17 protein-coding genes are annotated in these 19513 nt (G+C 59.7%); 8 read left to right on the top strand and 9 right to left on the bottom strand.

Annotated features, from left to right (window positions below; translation table 11 throughout):
* Window positions 1–56 precede the first annotated feature (56 nt).
* From AB4Y35_RS37935 to AB4Y35_RS37910, 6 genes are all read right to left on the bottom strand, one after another.
* Window positions 57–995, bottom strand: a complete 939-nt coding sequence (locus tag AB4Y35_RS37935; protein ID WP_368708484.1) for a pirin family protein — start codon at window positions 993–995, stop codon at window positions 57–59.
* A 61-nt stretch (window positions 996–1056) separates the two neighbouring features.
* Complete coding sequence (locus tag AB4Y35_RS37930) at window positions 1057–1500, bottom strand: nuclear transport factor 2 family protein (protein WP_368691693.1); 444 nt, start codon at window positions 1498–1500, stop codon at window positions 1057–1059.
* 171 nt (window positions 1501–1671) lie between these two features.
* Window positions 1672–2397: an OmpW family protein gene (locus tag AB4Y35_RS37925; RefSeq protein ID WP_368708483.1), complete on the bottom strand. Its 726-nt coding sequence runs from the start codon at window positions 2395–2397 to the stop codon at window positions 1672–1674.
* A gap of 255 nt (window positions 2398–2652) precedes the next feature.
* Window positions 2653–4596 (bottom strand): acyl-CoA synthetase, encoded by a 1944-nt coding sequence (locus tag AB4Y35_RS37920; protein WP_368708482.1) that lies wholly within the window; start codon window positions 4594–4596, stop codon window positions 2653–2655.
* 5 nt (window positions 4597–4601) lie between these two features.
* Window positions 4602–5555 carry a fumarylacetoacetate hydrolase family protein gene (locus tag AB4Y35_RS37915; RefSeq protein WP_368708481.1) on the bottom strand — a complete coding sequence of 318 codons (954 nt, stop codon included), beginning with the start codon at window positions 5553–5555 and terminating at the stop codon, window positions 4602–4604.
* A gap of 142 nt (window positions 5556–5697) precedes the next feature.
* Window positions 5698–6768: a 2,4,5-trihydroxytoluene oxygenase gene (locus AB4Y35_RS37910; RefSeq protein WP_368708512.1), complete on the bottom strand. Its 1071-nt coding sequence runs from the start codon at window positions 6766–6768 to the stop codon at window positions 5698–5700.
* Window positions 6769–6947: 179 nt separating this feature from the next.
* Here AB4Y35_RS37910 and AB4Y35_RS37905 point away from each other — a divergent pair, with 179 nt between their 5' ends.
* The 5 genes from AB4Y35_RS37905 to AB4Y35_RS37885 all read left to right on the top strand — a co-directional run bounded on the left by AB4Y35_RS37905 (window position 6948) and on the right by AB4Y35_RS37885 (window position 11585).
* On the top strand, window positions 6948–7562 hold the full coding sequence (locus AB4Y35_RS37905) for a TetR/AcrR family transcriptional regulator (protein ID WP_368708480.1): 615 nt from the start codon (window positions 6948–6950) through the stop codon (window positions 7560–7562).
* Window positions 7563–7707: 145 nt separating this feature from the next.
* Window positions 7708–9357 carry an FAD-dependent monooxygenase gene (locus tag AB4Y35_RS37900; protein WP_368708479.1) on the top strand — a complete coding sequence of 550 codons (1650 nt, stop codon included), beginning with the start codon at window positions 7708–7710 and terminating at the stop codon, window positions 9355–9357.
* Complete coding sequence (locus AB4Y35_RS37895) at window positions 9354–9869, top strand: hypothetical protein (RefSeq protein WP_368708478.1); 516 nt, start codon at window positions 9354–9356, stop codon at window positions 9867–9869. Before AB4Y35_RS37900 ends, AB4Y35_RS37895 begins: the two co-directional genes overlap by 4 nt.
* A 42-nt stretch (window positions 9870–9911) precedes the next feature.
* Window positions 9912–11042: an NAD(P)/FAD-dependent oxidoreductase gene (locus AB4Y35_RS37890; RefSeq protein WP_368708477.1), complete on the top strand. Its 1131-nt coding sequence runs from the start codon at window positions 9912–9914 to the stop codon at window positions 11040–11042.
* A 90-nt stretch (window positions 11043–11132) separates the two neighbouring features.
* Window positions 11133–11585, top strand: coding sequence for a DUF2147 domain-containing protein (locus AB4Y35_RS37885; protein WP_368708476.1), 453 nt, complete (start codon window positions 11133–11135; stop codon window positions 11583–11585).
* Between the two features lie 64 nt (window positions 11586–11649).
* Here the strand turns inward: AB4Y35_RS37885 and AB4Y35_RS37880 are convergent, their stop codons facing one another.
* Window positions 11650–11781 carry a hypothetical protein gene (locus tag AB4Y35_RS37880; protein WP_368708475.1) on the bottom strand — a complete coding sequence of 44 codons (132 nt, stop codon included), beginning with the start codon at window positions 11779–11781 and terminating at the stop codon, window positions 11650–11652.
* On the opposite strand from AB4Y35_RS37880, the gene AB4Y35_RS37875 reads away from it, so the two are divergent.
* Complete coding sequence (locus AB4Y35_RS37875; protein WP_368708474.1) at window positions 11780–12394, top strand: TetR/AcrR family transcriptional regulator; 615 nt, start codon at window positions 11780–11782, stop codon at window positions 12392–12394. The two genes, AB4Y35_RS37880 and AB4Y35_RS37875, sit on opposite strands and share 2 nt — an antisense overlap.
* Window positions 12395–12421: 27 nt before the next feature.
* Here AB4Y35_RS37875 and AB4Y35_RS37870 read toward each other — a convergent pair whose 3' ends face one another.
* Complete coding sequence (locus tag AB4Y35_RS37870) at window positions 12422–13261, bottom strand: alpha/beta hydrolase (RefSeq protein ID WP_368708473.1); 840 nt, start codon at window positions 13259–13261, stop codon at window positions 12422–12424.
* Between the two features lie 212 nt (window positions 13262–13473).
* Between AB4Y35_RS37870 and AB4Y35_RS37865 the strand changes: the two genes are divergently transcribed.
* Window positions 13474–15408: an FUSC family protein gene (locus tag AB4Y35_RS37865; RefSeq protein ID WP_368708472.1), complete on the top strand. Its 1935-nt coding sequence runs from the start codon at window positions 13474–13476 to the stop codon at window positions 15406–15408.
* A gap of 219 nt (window positions 15409–15627) precedes the next feature.
* The gene (locus AB4Y35_RS37860; protein WP_368708471.1) at window positions 15628–18561 is read left to right on the top strand and encodes a Tn3 family transposase; all 2934 of its coding nucleotides are present in this window, start codon (window positions 15628–15630) and stop codon (window positions 18559–18561) included.
* 262 nt (window positions 18562–18823) lie between these two features.
* Here AB4Y35_RS37860 and AB4Y35_RS37855 read toward each other — a convergent pair whose 3' ends face one another.
* Window positions 18824–19351, bottom strand: a complete 528-nt coding sequence (locus AB4Y35_RS37855) for a hypothetical protein (RefSeq protein ID WP_368708470.1) — start codon at window positions 19349–19351, stop codon at window positions 18824–18826.
* Between the last annotated feature and the right edge of the window lie 162 nt (window positions 19352–19513).

Raw genomic sequence — 19513 nt, 5'->3', positions numbered from 1 at the left:
GTTTTTCGCTTCCCTGCAGATCACTTGCTCCGGGTCGCGTTTCGAATACCAATGCCTTAACGAAACACTGGAACGGCTCCTGACGCGGTTCGCCGCTCCCCCTGCTCCTTCATCGCGCGGGCCAACTCGGCAATGCGGGATTCACCTGCCAAAAGTGCTTCGATAGAGGTGTGAACCGAATAACGGCCGAGACACAACGCATACGGATGCGGGATGGCTGAGCCCAGGACAAAAACGGCGTCGTCCTCTCCTTCGGCTTGAAGCGTGATGGGCTCTTCTCCCTCCTTGAACAGCAACATTTCCCCTGCCTTGAGTGGGATAACCGCGTGCAAGGCGCCTTTGGCAAGCGCCAACCACGCGATGGAGTGACCCGCAGGCGGGCGGTAAACCCAGCGTTCGCCGACCCGCAGGGTAACCAGGAGATAGTTGATCCCAGCCGGCGCCGGCACGGGACTCGAAACCCCTTCATAACAGCCGATGACGACGTGCGCGGGGCCGACACGTGGCATGTCGCCGGCCTCAACATAGCAACATTCGGGTGCCGCCTGTTCGAGCATCGGCGACAAAGCGAGCCAGAGCTGGAATCCCTTTACGCGTGATACGTCCTCAGGTGGCGACATTTCCTTGCCGTGCCAGACACCGCCACCAGCACGCATCCACTCTACGCCGCCATAGCCGATTACTCCTGAACCGATGGACGGGTCTTCCCAGAGGAGCCGACCTTCAGTGAGCACTGTTACCGTGGCTACGCCCGAATGAGGATGAAGTGGCATGCCACCTCCAGCGGCCATCGCCTTCAGCATCGCGTGCTCGAAGTCGAAGATGTCCAGAAATACGAATGGCTTCAGAACCTGCCCAAGATCGGATGGACTCATCAACCGCACAATAGGTCCACTGCCGTGTCCTCGAGTGCGCTGTGCGATACCTCTTGGCGCGGTATCTGTAACGTCCTTGGGGCCTGCGGCCTCCCCAGACAGCGCCTCTTTCTTGTTCATGGCTTTATTCATAGTCGTTGCCCCGCCTGCAAAGTTTCCATGCGACAGAATTGAACTGCGATTACCAGCGACGCGCGCCTTGCCAAACGAATCTTTCAGTGTCGCTGCCCGCGTAGTCGGGATCGAGATAGATATGCATGCGTCTGATCAGTCCGTCGGTATCAAACTCGTAGATGCTGCAAAAGCGCCCACCAGGTGTCTTGCCGCCAAACCAGAAAGAACCATCGTGATACGTACCCTCCGTCGTCCCTTCAGCGATGACAAAATTCTCTCCCTCGAAAAATCTCATCGTCTCAATATCATGGGTAATCGTTCTGACCGTACCCAGCAGCCCCTGAATGAATCCTGCAAATTCCACTCTCCCGCGTCCGAGGCCGAACTTCGGAAAATAAAACTCGAAGTCATCCGAAAACAGCTCAAGCACGTCAGCGCGACCAGCGTCGGAGCGGATGAAGTACTCCTTCACGGTTCTGACGTTCTTCGATTCGCCTAGAGATTCAGACATGGCTAATGCTCCTTAAGAATACTGAGAACGTGTCACAGCGCAGAAAGATCCGGATTGCGTCAAACCGCTATCCTCTCTTATTGCGGCTTTTGATCGCACGGACGTTCAGCAATCGAGTGCTTTCAAGCGTGGGAAAGCGGGACCGGTTTGATTTCTGGACGTCCACCACACCTAGAATCGATAGCCGATCGACAAAAAGCTGATGAACGGATTGATTTTCACCTTCGCGGTTGTTGTCACTGTGCCCACTGCTGACCGGGTGGTGAGCGTTGCTCTTGTCGATAGCCACATATAGGAAAGTGAAATACCCACCGACCAGTGCGAATTGATGTTGTACGTCAGCCCGGCATTGACGAGCGGTGCGACCGAACTGCTCAGGGAAGCCGAAGTCGGCCCTTCGAGTGCCTTGCCGAGCATCGGCGAATAGAGCATCTGGCCGCTCGCCACGGGTTGGCTAAGATGAATATCCCGGTACCACACATACGCCGCACCTGCGCCGATGTAGGGCCTGAAATGTGATGACGGATCGCCGAAGTGATACTGGAGCTGCAGTGCGGGACTCAACACACGAGCCGTGCCCAATTCTCCCAGTTGGGAAATTGATCCGGTTCCGCTCATCTGCAACTTGGGCGGCACGCCGAGGATCCCTTCCAGAGCAATGTGGTCGGTGAAGAAGTATCTGGCGGTGAGAGCAAACGTATCGGAGTTGCCAACCGACGCCCCACTACCCGGAATCGAGCCCGACTGCCCGAGTGCGCTCACCGTCAAAGGTTGACTCGAATCCTGTGGCGCCATATGCAACCACCCGGCGTTGACGACAAACTGTCCGGCCGACTGTGCGTGGGCAGCCGATATCGATGCTATTGAAAGAACAATTGCCTGGCTAATGCGTTTCATGATGTCTCCACGTTTTATAATATGTAGTACTTAGTTAATCAATTACACAGAGCAACCTTTTATACAATGCCCGAATGTCAGCACTGGATCCTCGATATCGGCGAGAGCTGCGGCACTTAGCTACCGTTTGCCGCTGTTTTCTTTTATCTCTTTACGCCCGACGTTAGTCACTGCCTGTGTGAACTGGACCAATCTTCCTGAAACTGAAGGAGTTGTCCCGGCACGCCCCCACAGACCCCTTCACAAATGTTCTCTTCAGGCGATGAAAAACTGGAACGGAAACCGTCCAAGCACCTGCCGGGCGACAGGCTCAACTGCATTCGAGTCGAGGTGCAACTCCACTACCAGGCCCTTGGCCTTGTCATCCTGGACAACAAGCTCCCGAAACGGGACATGATCCCCACGCAACGCAGCTTCGAGTGCATCCTTTGTCTCGCGGCGTTTGAGCGCAGGCTTGAAGATCTTGCCCACTGCAGTCAAAGGCATTGTTTCCACGATGCGGACCTGTCGCGGCATCGCGGCCCGCTCAGTAATCAGGTCCTTGATGAACGCCAGCAACTCGGATTCCGTGGCCGAAGCACCTGGGCGCAACTGCACATAAGCTACGGGGAGTTCGCCGGCATGCGCGTCCGGACGTCCGACGGCGGCGGCAATCTCCACTGCGGGATGCCGATGCAATGGCTCCTCAATCGTCAAAGGATCGATGTTGTGACCGCCGCGGATGATCAGTTCTTTCTTGCGCCCGGTCAGCCAGAAGTAACCCTCTTCATCCTGACGTGCGAGGTCGCCCGTGTTGAGCCACGAGAGCCCGTCACCGCAATCGATCCATACCCCGCGGTTTTGATCTTCGATGCGGTAACCGGCAAAGACGTTCGGGCCGGCCACGCTGAGCAAACCTACTTCGCCGTATCCACAGTCGCGTAGCCAGGCCCCGCGCTCATCGAGCTCGACCACCTTCATTTTCTGACCTGGTACGCGCAGGCCGATGGAGCCAAGGCGACGTTCGCCCAATGGGGGATTGACGCTGCTGACGCAAGTCGCCTCGGTGAGGCCGTAGCCCTCCAGGATCTTGATGCCCGTGTGTTGCTCGAATTTGCGGAATACTTCCACGGGCATTGGCGCGGCACCGCACAGCCCGTACTCAAGGCAGCTGACATCGTGCCGGCCGACCGGAACCTGCAGGAGCGACGCGTAGAGGGTTGGGACTGCACTAAAGAAGTTGATGCGGTGATACTCCACCATTTCCCAGAACCGGGGCACCACACCCTCGCCGCGATATCCCTGTGGCGTTCCGAGAATGACGTGCGCACCTCTGGAAAACGGCAGCAACCCGGTGACGAGCACGCCATTCACGTGAAAGAGCGGCAATCCGCAAAACACCACCTTGCCGGGACCGATACCGTCGCCCAGCACCTGCGCGGTACTCCATGCGTTGGCAACCTCGTTACCATGCGTGCGCATTGCGAGCTTGGGCAGGCCAGTCGTGCCACCGGTGCAGAAGTACGAGGACGTGTCGTCACGCGAAAAGCTGCGTCCGTTGCTCAAATGATCCGATGGGTATTCGCAGATTGCGTTGTTCAGATCGTGGATCACGATCCCCGGCGGAACTGCGCCTCGCAAACCATCTGAGCCATGCAGGCGCTCGATTTCGCCCTTCTGTACCATCTGCGCCGCATACCGTCTCGCCCCCTGGACGCGGTCTGCGAGATTGACCAGGACGAGGTGCCGCAGTGAGTCAATGGAAGACAGATGCGGTTGAAGTTTGGCCCAGGTATCCGTTCCCGGGAATGGCGCCAGCGTGACCAGCACCGTCGCATTCGCTGCCTTCAACAGCTCAGCGATCGCCGCCCCCTCGAGGAGCGGATTCAACGCGGTGACGATACCAGTCGCTTGTCCACCCCAGATCACGAAATGGGTCTCGGGGAGATTGGGCAAGACAAAGGCGATCACGCTCTCTTTCGAGACGCCGATGGCATCGAAGAAGTTTGCGGTCTGCGTGATGCGCGCGAGAAGCTGCCGGTAGGTCCAGGTGTCGGGCGCGTGATGCTCGTCGACGGATAAAAAGAAGCTCAGGGCTGGAGCTTCGGGATGCAGGGTTGCCGCCCGACAGATCATCTCGTATGTGCTCTGCGGAAGATCGTCCGGTAACCCGTGCATTTCCGCGGCCTCAACGTCGTGCATTGTTGCTGTTCCAGACATGGTCATCACCTCTGCGCGACGATACGGTTGCGCTGCACGCCCAGATCCACGCGGCCGTCCACCGAGCGGATACTTGCTTCCACGACGTCGCCGACCTTAAGGTATTGCGATCTCGCCGACTGAACCTTCAGGAAAATCTCCCACTTCTTCTTTTCGGGAAGCAGCGCCGCGAACTTTTGCTTCGCGGGCGAGGGAACAGACAACGCGCAGCCGGCAGGAGTGCCGGTTGCGAGCAGATCGCCCGCGTCGAAGTCCTGGACGTGGGACAGTTCGGCAAGCGTCTCAGCTGGCCCGTAAACGAGGTTTGCCGTTGTGTCGTTTTGCCGGATTTGACCGTTGACAGTCAGCTTCAACTGAAGATTTCGCAGTGCATGGAAATCCTCGCGATCGAGCAGAGTCAGCCAGGGGCCGACGGGGCCGAAGGTACGGAACGACTTGCCCTTGTAGAACTGCATCTGGGGAATCTGGACATCACGCGCCGAATAGTCGTTGACGATTACGGCACCAGCCACATACTCGTGCAGATTGTTGTCTGTGACCTGCACTGGACCATGAATGGCCTTGCGCAGGATCAGTCCAAGTTCGATCTCATAGTCGAGATACTGAACCATACGCGGGCGTATTACGTCGCTGTCCCCCGGCACAATACAGCCGGAGGCCTTGGTGAAGATCATGTTGTAAGTCTTCACGTCGGGATCCATCCCCGACTCGATCATGTGCTGGCGATAGTTGGCTCCCTGGCAGACGAATTGCTGATTCTGCGTCACCGGCGACAGAAGCTTGACGGCAGATCGGTCGAGCGTTTCGCTGTCAAGTGCTGCCAGCGCGGCCGGAGTCGTGCAGCGAATGAAGTCGCCGGTAGTGGCGTAGTCACCGGGAACCGGCGTAATGCGATTGTCGCGAATCACACCCCAACGGGTGTGATTATCGTGCTCAAATCGGACAATATTGATTGGCATGGCTAAATACTCAGTCTTGAAATCGATACATTGTGTGTCGGACGCCATTTTCTGGATAACGTCACCTACGATTGCTGCCCATGCTCCGTTGACGACGAGACCGTAGTTGCAGCGAATCCTGTTCGCCGCTACTGCGCGCCAATCATGCGAATAATCGCGCGAGCGTCACAAGTTTCCGCAGCGTCAGATCCGGGGTACGCCTGAGGTTGCGGACCAGTGCAGCAATCGCTGATGGATTAAGCCTCGGCTTGGTAAAGCTGGCCGGCATCGTCTGCCCCCACTGCGACATGGCCTCGCGACTGACGGCATGCACCCCAAGCGGACGGTTCGCAGTGAACATGTCCCCATCGCAGTAGTGTTCATGCTTGTCTCCCCATGGATCCTCCCAGTAGTCGAAGATCTGGCTGCCCAGAATGTGCCGGCCGATTCCCCATGCATGCTTCCATCCGCGCTCGCGCAGGACGCGCTGCCCCATCCCAACCGCGTCCGCGTCGACAACTTCGTAGGCGCTATGGCTATAAACCGGCATGAAGCTCTGTGCCAGCGCCAGCGTGTGATGGTCGGCAGGCATCTCACCAAGATCCAGGCGAAAGAAAGTCACGGCGGGAGAACCGTCAGGCAACACCTGAACATCGCTCGGGATCAGACCGAGATGCTCCGTGTACCAGGCACTGCAAGCCTGATAGTTGGCGACTTCCAGTACGCAGTGGCCCAGACGAACGATCTCGGGCGGCTTCGCTGGGGGGCGCTGCGTGTCATCGATGCGCTGCACGGCCCCAGCGGTATTGATGTGAAGCGGCTCTCGATGCGGCAATTCGGCTGCCGGAACCTGGCCCCAGGCAACTTCCACCTGGAAGCCGGCTGGATCCCGCAGCGCAACGCTTTCACCACCACCGGGATGCGCCGCGGGTTCGATCTGGCTGGCGCCCGGCACTGCCGTGAGCCTCTCCAGGTCCGCGCGCGCCGCTACCGCGAAGCCAAGGCCAACGAAGTGAGGCTTGTCGGCGCGATGGACGCGGTAGCAGTACGGCGTGCCGGACGTGCCGCGCAGATACAACACCTCGTCCGAGCGCTCGGCAACCACGAGACCGAAGTCAACGAGGAAGCGCTCGGCCTCGTCAAGATCCGGCCGCTCGAAGATCAGATAGGCCAGCGAGGTGGCTTTCACCGTTGGATTGGGATGGCGAGCCGGTTGGGTGGTAAGCAATTGAATCATGGTAACGAGACGAAGGTTGGCAACGTCCAGATGGGCAACCCCAAGTTGGCGACAACTTGAGCCAATTATGAACACTGATGTTCATGAACGCATATCAGTGTAAATCACTAGTGATCCTTCTTGACTCTTTGTGAACAGTAGTGTTCAATTATAGACATCGTTTGATGGAACTGCTCATGGAACCCAATCTTCCGATCATTTCCCGGATCCATAGGGCGGCGTTCGAGCTCTTTGCAAAGAAGGGAGAGAAACAGGTCAGCATCAGTGAACTGGCTCAGACGGCCGGGATTGCGCGCGGGACGGTCTACAACCACGTGCCATCGCCCGAGGCGCTCTTCGAGACCGTTGCTGCACGCATGGCGGAGGAAATGCACGAACGGGTCGTCGCGAGTTTCGCCGGCGTCCCCGACCCGGCACATCGACTGGCCAATGGCATCCGCTATTTCATCCGCCGGGCTCACGATGAGCCTCACTGGGGGCGATTCCTCAGCCGATTCGCCTTCAGCCACAAGGCGCTGCAGGGGATGTGGGCGGGAGCTGCGATGCGGGACGTCCTCGACGGCCTGGAGCAACAGCGATACGACTTCCATCCCGACCAACGGCATTCGGCCATGGCCTTGATCGCGGGTGCCGTGCTCGCCTCAATCCTGCTGGTGCTCGACGGCCACCGGACCTGGCGTGACGCAGGTTCGGACACTGCGGAGCTGGTGTTGCGCGCGCTCGGTGTAGGAGTTGAGGCTGCCCGACGCTACGCGACTGACGAACTTCCACCGCTGGCCGATTGCGCATGACACGTTGCTCTTGTCGAGCTTATCGCCTGTGCGGCAGAAAGAGTACATAGCGGCCACTGGATTACACAAACGTCGCCAATCGCATCGTGCAGTAGTCGGCGCGGTGTGCCAGGTGCAAGAGACTATGGATTATTAGGAGACCTGTATGACTACGACGCCTGTCCTGATTGTCGGCGGCGGCCCTGTTGGAATGACACTCGCCTTGAGCCTCAGTCGGCAGGGCATTGCCTCCGTGGTGCTCAATGACCGCACAGGCACGACGCGCCATCCGAAGCTGGATGTCGTCAATTGCCGTTCCATGGAGATCTTTCGTCAACTGGGTTTGGCCGACAAAGTTCGTGCAGCCGGCAATCCCCTGAATGCCAACCAGTACGCGGCCTACGCCGCTTCCGCGAGTGGGCCGTGGTACGGTGTCCTGCGTGATCGCCATCTGTTCTATCCGCCCGTGGCCCAGGCTCGCAAGCAGATCGAAACCTGCATCGACGGGAGTCTGCCGCTGGAGTCGATGCAGCGGATATCGCAGATGTATCTCGAACCTATTCTGCTTGAAGCAGCGCAGGCGGACGCGAACATCGACATTCGTTTCGGCTGGAAAATGGAAGACTTCCGGCAGAACTCCGATGGCGTCATCGCAAACGCCCGTCGTCTGGACGACGGTCAACCCGAGCAGTTCCAGGCTCAATATCTGATCGGCTGCGATGGTCCGAACAGCCTCGTCCGGCGGTCCCTGGCGATCGAGTATGACGGCACGCGCGATCTGATCGGCGAGTTGTTCATCATTCATTTCCGCTCCGGAGCAGTCAAAACGCTTTACCCCGATCAGCAGCCCTACTGGCATACCTGGCTCAGCCGGCCCGGGTTCACCGGATTGCTCGTTTCACCGGACGCAAGTAAGGACGACTGGGTACTCCACCTCGCCTATCCGCCGCGGGCCGGAGAGTCACTGGAAGCACTCGTCGAAAGCGCTCTCGGTACAAAACTGCCGTTCGAGATCGTCCAGAGCGGACCCTGGCGGCCACAGTTCCTCGTTGCGCAGCGCTTCGGTCAAGGGCGTGTATGGATGGCAGGAGACGCCACGCATCAATACATGCCTACGGGTGGGCTCGGAATGAACACCGGCGTGACAGAGGCACACAATCTGGCCTGGAAACTGGCCGCCATGCTCAAGGGCTGGGGCGGCAAGGATCTGCTTCCGAGTTACGGGATCGAACGCCTGGCCATCGCACGCCGGAACCGCGACCACGTAATGAAATGCGCGGCGGCCGCCTTCGAAGCGCAGTTTCCCGACAAGGATGCAGTTTTCGAGGCCACGCTCAAGGGCGACGATCAGCGCAATGAGTTAGGACATATGCTGGAGACGCGCATTTCTCGGATGTACGAGGCACTTGGCATCGAGATAGGATATCGCTATGAAGGCTCCCCGGTGATCTTGCCCGATCACGCTGAAGCGCCTCCCTATCCCGAGATCGAGTACCGCCCGACAACCTGGTCGGGAGCGCGCCTGCCAAGTACCTTCCGCGCAGACGGCACCGCGCTTTTTGACCAACTCGACCCGTGCGGATTTACGCTTCTGGTTGCCGACAGTGCGGACTGCGACACAACTCCGATGCGCGCAGCTGCGGCCGCTGCAGGCGTGCCACTCATCTCTTTGCACATCCACGAGCCACACATCATCCGGATGCTTGAATGCAAGTGGGTGCTCGTGCGCCCCGATCAACACGTGTGCTGGCGCGGCAACATGCTACCCGCCGACTGCCAACCCATCATCGATACCGCGCGTGGAGCCCAATCATGAATCACGCTACCCATCCCGTCACGCGGCCCGTTCGCCGTCCCCAGCCATCCTCCCGGGCGGAACGCGTCCGGAATTCGCTGATCGATCACATCCCATCGACGCTGGCGAACTTTGGTTTATTTGCCCTGCTGTCGATGACGCCCAGACTCATCCATCGTGCCGCAGCACGCACACCACGACTGCAGGAATTGTTGGGGACCAGTTCGTTCGTCGTAACCATAACAACATTGCAAGGCGGCGGTGGCCAACTGACGCTGCGCAACGGGCAATTGTCGTTCAGTCGTAGCACCGCACACACTGCGGATCTGACCCAGACGTGGTCATCGGCCCGCGAAGCACTTCGAGCGCTGACCAGCAGCGACGAAACAGACCTGCAGCGTGCCTTCGTTGCCGGTGACCTGAAGATGCGGGGAAGCTTTCTTCCCGTACTTTGGCTCAACGAGGCGCTCAAGCTCGCGCGAGGTCGAGACAGTAAACAGGTTACCCGGTTCCTGTCGCGCGACGCGGCCTGAGCGGTCGATTTCCTACTCCACGCACCTAACCCGAAGCCCATCATGTCCATACACTCCATCGATGCCCAGGTCGTCATTTACGGCGGTGGCATTGCCGGCGCCCTGCTTGCCAAAACCCTTTCCCGCACCGTCCCGGTCACACTCGTCGACCCGAACGAGTACTTCGAAGTACCGATGGCGGCGCCCCGAAGCCTGGTGAAGCCAGAGTTCGCCGAACAGTCGATTATCCCTTTTGCCAAGGCGTTGCCCCGCGTCAATCATGTTCGCGGCACGTTGGTCGAACTGCGCCGCAACGGCGGGCTGGTCGAACTGCAGGACGGACGGCGGCACGTCGTCAAGGGGCGCGTGACGGTCCTGGCCACTGGAAGCGCTTTCTCGAATTCCCTGATGCGCGCCATGGGCGGCGCTTCAGTCAACGAACGCAAAGCCTTCTATGCCAGCTACCAGCAACGGATCGCCACGGCGCAACGAATTCTCATCGTTGGCGGTGGTCCGATCGGCGTCGAAGTAGCAGGAGAAATTAGCGAAATTCACCCGCAGAGGTCCATCACGATCCTCGAGGCAGGACCTCGGTTGTTGGGCGGAACATCGGAAGCCGCGGCAGCCCACGCCGCGAAGGTTCTGAAAGAGCGCGGCGTGACGCTCCTGCTCAACGAGCGGCTCAAGCTGGCCGGCAGTACCAGTGCGGACGCATTTGCTCCCGCTGGCGAAGCCCAGACGGACTCCGGGCAACGCATTCCGTACGACCTCCTGATCTGGTGCATCGGCGGAAAACCTAATACGGGCTACATGAAGCAGCACTTCCCCTCGGCGCTAAATGGCGCAGGACGGATTCGCGTTACGCCTGAACTGCGGGTCGTCGGGATGGATGCAGTCTTCGCACTCGGCGATATCACCGATCTGGACGAAAACAAGATGGCCTGGCATATCGACAGCCAGGTCAAGAATGCGGCCTACAACATTCGAGCCGTTTTGGCCGGTTCCGGCAAGTCGCCACGACTGAAGGCTCATAAGCCGCAAACCGGAAACCCGATGATGGCCGTCACGCTCGGCAGTCGCAACGGGGTTCTCCATCTGCCGGTGCTGGGTGTCGTTCGCTCTCCAGCCTTCAGCCGTATGGCGAAGGCTGGCCATATGCTCGTACCCAAGTTCAGGAAGGCGCTTGGCGTCTAGCTCCCTGCAGCCACGGCAATCGGTCAGGTTCGCCGAAGAACATGGACGCTCCCTGAGTTCCCCAATTTATTCCATACCGGAGTTCTATTCATGCAACACACCTCCAACACGCTGGGCCGCCTTGCTGCCGGCCTGGCGATCGCCTGCGTTGCCGGTACTGCTCTTGCGCAGGCCTCGCCGGTGGGCACCTGGAAAACGATTGACGATACAACCGGGCAGCCTCGCGGCGAAGTCACTATCGTCAAACAGAATGATACGTATTCGGGCGCGTTGACCAACGTGCTAAAGGAAGACGAGCGCACCAAAATCTGCACGAAGTGCACTGACGACCGGAAAGACAAACCCATCGTTGGCATGACGATCCTGTCCGGGATGAAGAAGACAGGAGACAACGAATGGTCAGGTGGGACGATCCTCGATCCGGAAAATGGCAAGGCGTACAGCGCGAAGATGTCCCTGTCGGACGATGGAAAGAAGCTGAATGTGCGGGGGTTCATCGGCATCAGCCTGCTCGGCCGGACGCAGACCTGGCTGCGCGAATAGTCAGAACCCATATCGTGCCACGCGTCCTGCCACCCGACGGGAGAATGGCCTGGCAGGCCGCACTTCAGCGCACTGTGGCGGCCCACATTTGTTGCCCGATGATCTGACGAGGGAAGCCTTTCATTTTCCCATCGAGATGTTGACCAAAATTAGACAATCGTGTCCAATGGTAGACAATCAAGATGGAATCAGTCATGGAGCCCAATCTCCCGATCATTTCCCGGATCCACCGGGCGGCCTTTGAGCTTTTCGCAGAAAAAGGCGAGACACAAGTCAGCATCAGTGAACTGGCCCATGCGGCCGGCATTGCTCGTGGCACGGTCTATAACCATGTGCCGTCGCCCGAAGCGCTCTTCGAGACCGTCGCCGCACGCATGGCGGAGGAAATGCACGAACGCGTCGTTGCAAGCTTTGTGAACATTTCCGACCCCGCCCAACGGCTAGCCAACGGCATTCGCCACTTCATCCGTCGAGCTCACGAGGAACCTCACTGGGGTCGCTTCCTTAGCCGCTTCGCATTTAGCCACGATGCGCTACAGAACATGTGGAGCGGGCCCACGATGCGCGACGTTCTCGATGGGTTGGAGCAAGGTCGTTACAACTTTCGATCGGACCAGCTTCATTCGGTGATTGCGGTTATCGCGGGTTCGGTGCTCGCCTCAATCGTCCTGGTACTCGACGGCCATCGGACCTGGCGCGACGCTGGGTCCGACACGGCCGAACTCGTGTTGCGCGGTCTCGGTGTCGAAGCTGAAGCGGCCCGGCGCTATGCCACGACCGACCTGCCACCGTTACCAGAACGCGCATAGCGCCGTAACTCGCTCGCTGGGGCAGTGCTAGCGCACGTCCCGCGAAATGAATTCAAGGACAGGGCCGGTTAACGTCTGGTCGCTGGTATCGACCGAATAAATTTCGGACATATGCCCATGTTGTTTCGCGACCAGCATCGCATGATTGCGGCCTGCCGCGGTCAGCGCGGCATCAAGATGCTGGGCCTCGTCAATCATCGCCTGTGGGTCGAACTCCGCAGAGGTGATCAGTAACGGAACGGCAGACGCCAGCAGACCGTTGACGGACGCTCTGCCGATGGCCGTTTCCGGCGGCCCAAAGTAAACGTTGACCGAGGGATCCCGCAACGTGTAGATCCCTGACGACAGGACCGCAGCTGAAACGGGCTCCGTTGCGCCCTCAACGTCGCGATAGACCTCTGGATGTGCCAGGAAGCTTGCTACGTGCGAAGCGCCGGCGGAATGCCCCCACAGCACGATGCGCTGCGGATCCGCGCCTAAAGTAGCAGCATGGCTACGCGCCCACGCAACTACCTGCGCGATTTCGCGTTGCACGGCCGGATAAGCGGCCTTTGGTGCGAGCGTGTAGTTCATGTTCACACCGACCATGCCATGCTTGACTGCCCAAATCATGACGTTGTCGTAAAAAGGCCCGATCCTGCCATCAGGTGTCCTGCTTTTGTCGTCAAAACGAAAAGCACCGCCATGAACGAAAATCAGAATGGGGCGTGGTCGCGACGCTTCCACCGGCGTGAAAACGTCCACATTTTCCTTTTCACCCGCGCCATAAGCGACGTCGCGCTGCACGGCAATACCTTCCACCGGCATCCGCTCCTGCATTGGCGCGTAGATAAGCGCCGTCTCGAATCGATCGACCTTGTGTCCCATTGCAGCGATTGCCGGTGCGATGTTCGCGGGAACCTGTGCCTGAGCGCTCGCACAGGCTAGCAAGCTGCCTGAAACGCACAATGGAATTGCACCACGCGAAGCTAACAGGAGAATGGGTTTCTGAAGATGCCGGATCATTGATTGCAATCGCTCGCAGAAAATGACTTATTCTGCCGACAATGGCAGGGCTTTGTGTCTCGAATTTTTACAATATGTTGCGTGCAACGCTTCTTTCCGAAGTGCGTTTTGGGCAGACTTCGATCCAGGCCTCGTCGCTGCCAGATCGACCATTAGCGAACACGATCGACGATCCAATGAATCTCACGCCATCAGGTGTCAGTGCTTTGCTGCGTCAGCTGCTTGCTCTCGCAACATCTTCCACCGCGAAACGGCGTTTTCCGTTCGCCCTGCGCGCCGGCTTATGCAGCGGAATTCCTGTAGTGATCGGCTGGTTTGCCGGCGATATCAAAGCCGGGCTACTCGCAACCATCGGAGCATTCACGGCGCTCTATGGAAGCGGCCGGCCTTATCGCAACCGCGCCGTTCACCTTGCCGCTATTGCGATTGCACTAGCTGCTATCGTCGCGTTGGGTATCAGCGTGGCCCCCCATCCCTGGTTTGCCGCATTCGTCGTGGCAACGATCGCGGCACTTGCTACGTTCATCTGCAATGCGCTGCGCATCGGGCCACCTGGCGCGTACATGTTTGCGCTTGCCTGCGCAAGCGGAACCGGGATGGCGGGTGACACCAGCGACCCGATCCGAAGCGGCCTCTACGTTCTGTGCGGCGGCATCATTTCGTGGCTCGCGCACATGACGGGCGCACTGCTTGACCGACGCGGGCCCGAACGGTCGGCTGTGATCGCGGCGGCGGAGTCGGTTGCGAACTTCGTCGATTCCAGCGGTACGCCGCACAACCGGACCGCGCAGCATCAGGCGGCCCGCACACTCGACGAGGTCTGGACCACACTTGTGACGCTCCAACCTCTCATGCAAAAACGCGAGAGCGTGCTGGATGCGTTGCGCCAGTTTGCACAACAGCTTCATACCATCTTTGCTTGCGCTCTCACTGCGGCCGGCGAAAATAGACCAGCGCAATCTAGTCTTGCAGAGGAAGCTCGCGAGATTGGCCGGAAGGCGAAATTGGGAATCCTCGACGCAATCTCTCCCCCAACGAGACCGTTCCCTCTCGGCCGCCCTCGCGCCGTTGCTGCGCTGCTGGAAGGCCTTGCCCCGTGGTCCACCCCCCTGCTGCTCTCCGCACGCGTGTGCGCAGCGACACTCATCGCTGGGGCAATTGGCGTCGCGCTCGGCCTGGACCGGGCTTACTGGGGTATGGCGGCCGTCGTTGTTGTGCTGAACCAGCCGTATGGCTGGCCGGGCACGCTACGTCGAGCGCTTTCGCGGGTAGTTGGAACGCTGCTCGGCCTTATGTTGGCGTGGTGCATCTTTGTGGGTCAACTGCAGGGAGTATGGATTGCGGCCACAGTGGGACTTTTGCAATTCCTCGTGGAGATCTGGGTGGTGCTCCAGTATGCAATCGCGGCGATCTTCATCACGGCCAACGCAATGACAATCGCCGCGGGAGGAAACATGCCCCTTGGCATTGCCGAGCTTTTCACCGCGAGAGCGCTTGATACTGCTATTGGTTGCGCTATAGCCATCGCGGTCTTCTCGATTGCCGCACCGCGTTACTCGACACGTCAGTTCCGCAGTGAACTCGTGCGCACCATCGTCGCAGCCCAACGCGTGCTTTGGTGCCTGTCGCATCGCATGGTCGTTACTTCTGAGGCTCTCGAAGCGCGCCGAGATCTTCAACACCGCGCCATGGCGCTACAGGATCTGTTCAATGCGGATTCAGCAATGCTCGAACGGAGTACATCCAGTGCGACGAAGATCGCATCCGTAGCCGCCGCAGCGCAAGCGCTCACGTACCGGTTGTTGAATATCTGCTGGCAAATCGAATCGCAGAACGTCTGCGCAACCCAGCCGATCGTGTTCGACGATTGTTCGGTCGCCTACGACTGGCTCGAATCGCTCAAACAGTTAATCGAAACCGGTTCCTCCTCACTTCCAGCCGGCGCGTCACCGCGGTTTCTCGGAGACGAGATCATCGAAATCGAAAAGGCGCTCCGTGAACGCTCTTGAAGGCGACAAAGTCAGCAAGGCGTTCTCCTGGGCCCCCACTCCATCTGCGCCAGGAGTTGGGGTAATCGTCCTTTTCGTGCAAAATCTGGCGCTTCCTCCTAGACGCCTTTAGCGGCAAGGCTCAGCGGGCGATCCAGACGACTATCGGCAGGCTTGGCAGCGATCTGCGGTAACCTAGCCGCCCGCGATTTCGAATCGCCCTCCGACGGGAGGCAAGCCATGCCGGGACTGGCGTTTCGCTATGTGGGGCAGCATCGTCTGCCCTCGAGGTTGTCGGAATTCGATGTCGAACGCTACTTCGCGCTGACTGATAGCGACATCGCCGCGCTTAACGAGCGTTTCCGGGGTGATCGGCGTGCTGGCGCTGCCATTCAGTTGGTGTTTCTGCGAGCAAGCGGACGCACGCTCGATCATGTTGGCACCCTCCCACGCCAGTTGCTGCGCTACATCGGCGAACGGCTCAGCTTGCCCATTCCGACGATCGCCTCGTTGCGCACGCTGTACCAGCGCTACAAGACGCAATACGATCATCAGGTTTGGGCCTGCGAATACCTCGGGCTGACGTCGCATGGCCAGGGCCAGCTGGTCGACGTTGCTGCATGGATGGAGCAGGATGCCGCCGAGACTCTCTCAATGGATGATCTGATCCAGCATGTCCACCACTGGCTCTACGAACGTCGCATCCTGATTCCGGCAGAACGGAAGTTGCGTGATCTTGCGCGATCGATCTGGGCAGAGGTCGAGCGCGACCTGCTCGCACTGATCGAAGCGGCCGTGCCGAAAGCGCAGCGCGTGCGCGCCGATGCGCTTCTTTCCGCGCGGCATGGCAGTTCGGGCATGACGATACTAGAATGGCTCAAGACTCCGCCCGCTCGACACAGTCCGTCCACCATCACCGAAACACTTGCGAAAATCCGCCTCCTGAAGGACCTCGGCGTGCACGAGTGGCAGTTGGATGTCGTACCGATCGAAAAGCAGCGAGCGTACGCGCAGCGCGTTCAGGCTCGCCGTCCTGCGAAAGTACGCGAACTTAAGGAGTCGACCCGCACGATCGAGTTGATCTTTTTCCTGCACGTCACTCTGCTCGAGCTGACGGACGCGCTACTTTATCAAACGGGGCGCCGGGTTTCCGACCTCGTGCGGCAGGCTTACGACCGCACGACCGTTCGGCAGGCACACTCCGCTGTTGAATACCGGCAGCAACTGGTCGCGATCAAGGCGCTGGTTCGGGATAGCAGGCGTACTGCGCAAGAAAGGCTCGACGATATAGATAAGCTGCTTGCGAATCTCGCAGACAAGCCGCCTGCAAGTCACGCAGCGAGCGTTCGCGAAGCGCTGACCGACGATCACCACCGCATCCGAAATCTGATGGGGCCGTTACGTGAGCTAGGCTTCGTGGGCCGCGAAGCGGAGCCGAGTCTCCGACAGCTCAAGCTTGTCGGCACACTGCGTGACAGCGGCGTAACCGAATTGCCGCTCGACTGCGATGTGCCGGTCAGCGCGGCCTGGCGCGATCTAGTCAAGGGCGACGATCGGACGCGAGCGTTGCGGGCGCTGGAGGCATCCGCAATCACGGGTCTGCGCAAGGGGCTTCGCCGCGGCTCGGTCTGGGTCAACCACAGCCTGTCGTTCCGTGAGCGCGATCAGTTGCTGATCCCGCACGCGCAGTGGGAACGCGATCACAACCGCTATCTTTCCTCGCTCGGGTTGCCGGGAACCGCGGATCCGTTCCTCGAACGGCTGACGGAACACCTGAAGGCCGCGCTGGCGGCCCTGGAGGAAGCACGCGAAGCAGGCCGCGTCACGATCGGCCCCGACCGCGCGCTGCATCTCTCAGCACTCGAAGCGTTGCCGATAGATGGCATACCTAAACGTACGCGGGATCTGATATTCAGCGAGATCGGTACCGCGCAGTTCGCCGACATGATCATGGAGATGGATGCCCACACCGGCTTCAGCGAAGTGCTCCTGGCACGCAAGGCGCGAGATGCGAACGAACTCGTCTCGCTGTACGCTGCGTTGATTGCGCACGGCACGGACCTGGACACCACGAACGTCGCGGCCATGATCCCGAAACTGGACCCGGCGCATATTTCGACGGCAATGCGTCTCCTTGAGATGCCCGGGCGGCTGTCACGTGCGAATGACCGCGTGGTGGAATTCCAGCGCACGCATCCGATTACGGAACTCTGGGGCTCTGGACGGCAGGCATCAAGCGACTCGATGAGCCTCGATACGTCACCGCACCTCTTTTATGCGCGGGTCGATCCGCGACGTCGCACCCATGCGGTGGGCATGTACACGCACGTGCTGGACCAGCACGGCATTGTCTATAACCAACCCATCGTGCTGAACGAACGCCAGGCCGGAGTAGCGATCGAGGGCGTGACCCGCCACAACGAGAACCGTGACGATGGCGGTTTGCAGCGGCTTTGTGTAGACACGCATGGATACACGAACGTAGGGATGACAGTGTCGAAGCTGCTTGGTTTTGACCTTTGCCCTCGTCTGCGCAACCTCTCGGAACGCAAACTGCATCTGCCCAGAGGCATGGTCGCACCAGCGGGGCTGGCAGCCATCGCCGCCAACGAGGTGTCCATCAAGGCGATTCGTGATAGCTGGGACGGACTGCTGCGTGTCGTCGCATCGATTCATGCTGGCCGCGTGAGCGCGATAGTCGCTTTGCAGCGGTTCGGAAGCGCGGCACAGGGCGATCCTGTGCACCGGGCGGCAGACCACCTCGGCAGGTTACTGCGCACGCTATTCCTGTGTGATTACTTCAGCAACGTGGAGTTTCGGCGCGAAATGCATACGTTGCTTAACCGGGGAGAATCGGTTCATCAGTTGCAGCGCGCGATCTACACCGGCAAGGTCGCGCCAGAGCGCGGACGGCGCCGCGATGAAATGATTGCGATATCCGGCTCGTTGACGCTGCTGACAAACGTGGTGATTGCGTGGAATACGCAGCGTATGCAGGCGACCCTTGACGGTTGGCGTAGCAAAGGTCAAGGCATTGGCGACGACTGGTTGCGCCGGCTGGGGCCGGCGCACTTCGCGCACGTAAATTTCCGGGGGATGATGAGCTTTCCGATCGAACGCTATCGGGAGATGCTGCTGGATGCGGCGCCTTGGCGGCGCGCGGCCAGATTGTGAGGCGGGCACACGAAGGAGCGGCGATGAACACGCGTTGAGGCCGTTATCTCCTAGCGGAATGAGATCGAACAGCGAGCCCGGAAGACGCAGGTCTCGCCGCCGAGGCCACACGCCACTACTCAGCGTGCACGGGAACGGCGGCCGCATGAATCGCCAGATCTTGCTTCAAAGAGATGAGGTCCGGAAATTCGGGAGCCGCAAACTGCATTGATTTTAAAAGACAAAATAGACCTAACCGCCAGATTTTGCACGAAAAGGACGATTACCCCACGGCGCGCGCTGCCGCGCCCTCTTCCCACAGGTGTCCGATGTAAGGCAGCAGATACGTGCGCAGTTGCGCGGCCACCGCTTCGTCGATCTTTTCATCGACAACAATATGCCGGGTTGCCGGCTGGATATCCGCGGACCGGCAGAACCTGTCCCGCCCGTCGGCAATCATCCGCCCGATCTCAAAAGGCGCAAGCTCGACGGCCTTGCCCGTCACCGTGCGCACTTCCAGCGGGCCAAGCCCGTAACGCGCCGCCAGTTCATGCGGCGGCTCGCCCTGAAGGCTCACCCGGCTTCTCAGCGAAGGACTCACGCTGGCCCACGCCAGCGAATGCATCGTCCGCGAGTCGACGTGAGGCGAGAAACGCCGGGCTGCATTTGCCGCGATTTCCCGGTTGAACGCGAGGTACATGCCGAGCCGCTGGCCGAAGTGTTCGGCCACGAGCTGGAGCGTGGAAGTCTTGCCCGCGCCTGCGAAGGCCTTGACCTTCAGGTTCCCGAGGCGCAGCGCCGCGTCGATCACGGCCTGCTGCTCTGCCGTCGGAACAAATGCCCTCTTCACGCGATACCAGACGTCATGTGCGCCCGTGTTGACGGCTGTGTAATTCCGACACTAAACGGCGGCGCAAGGTCGAGTAAATCGCTCAACACCGAATGGGCCGCCGATGTCGGCCACCGGTGAGCG

The sequence above is a fragment of the Paraburkholderia sp. EG286A genome, assembly GCF_040965375.1.
Classification (GTDB): Bacteria; Pseudomonadota; Gammaproteobacteria; order Burkholderiales; family Burkholderiaceae; genus Paraburkholderia.
Note: the sequence above shows the minus strand (reverse complement) of the source record. Positions and strands in the feature narration are given on the sequence as shown.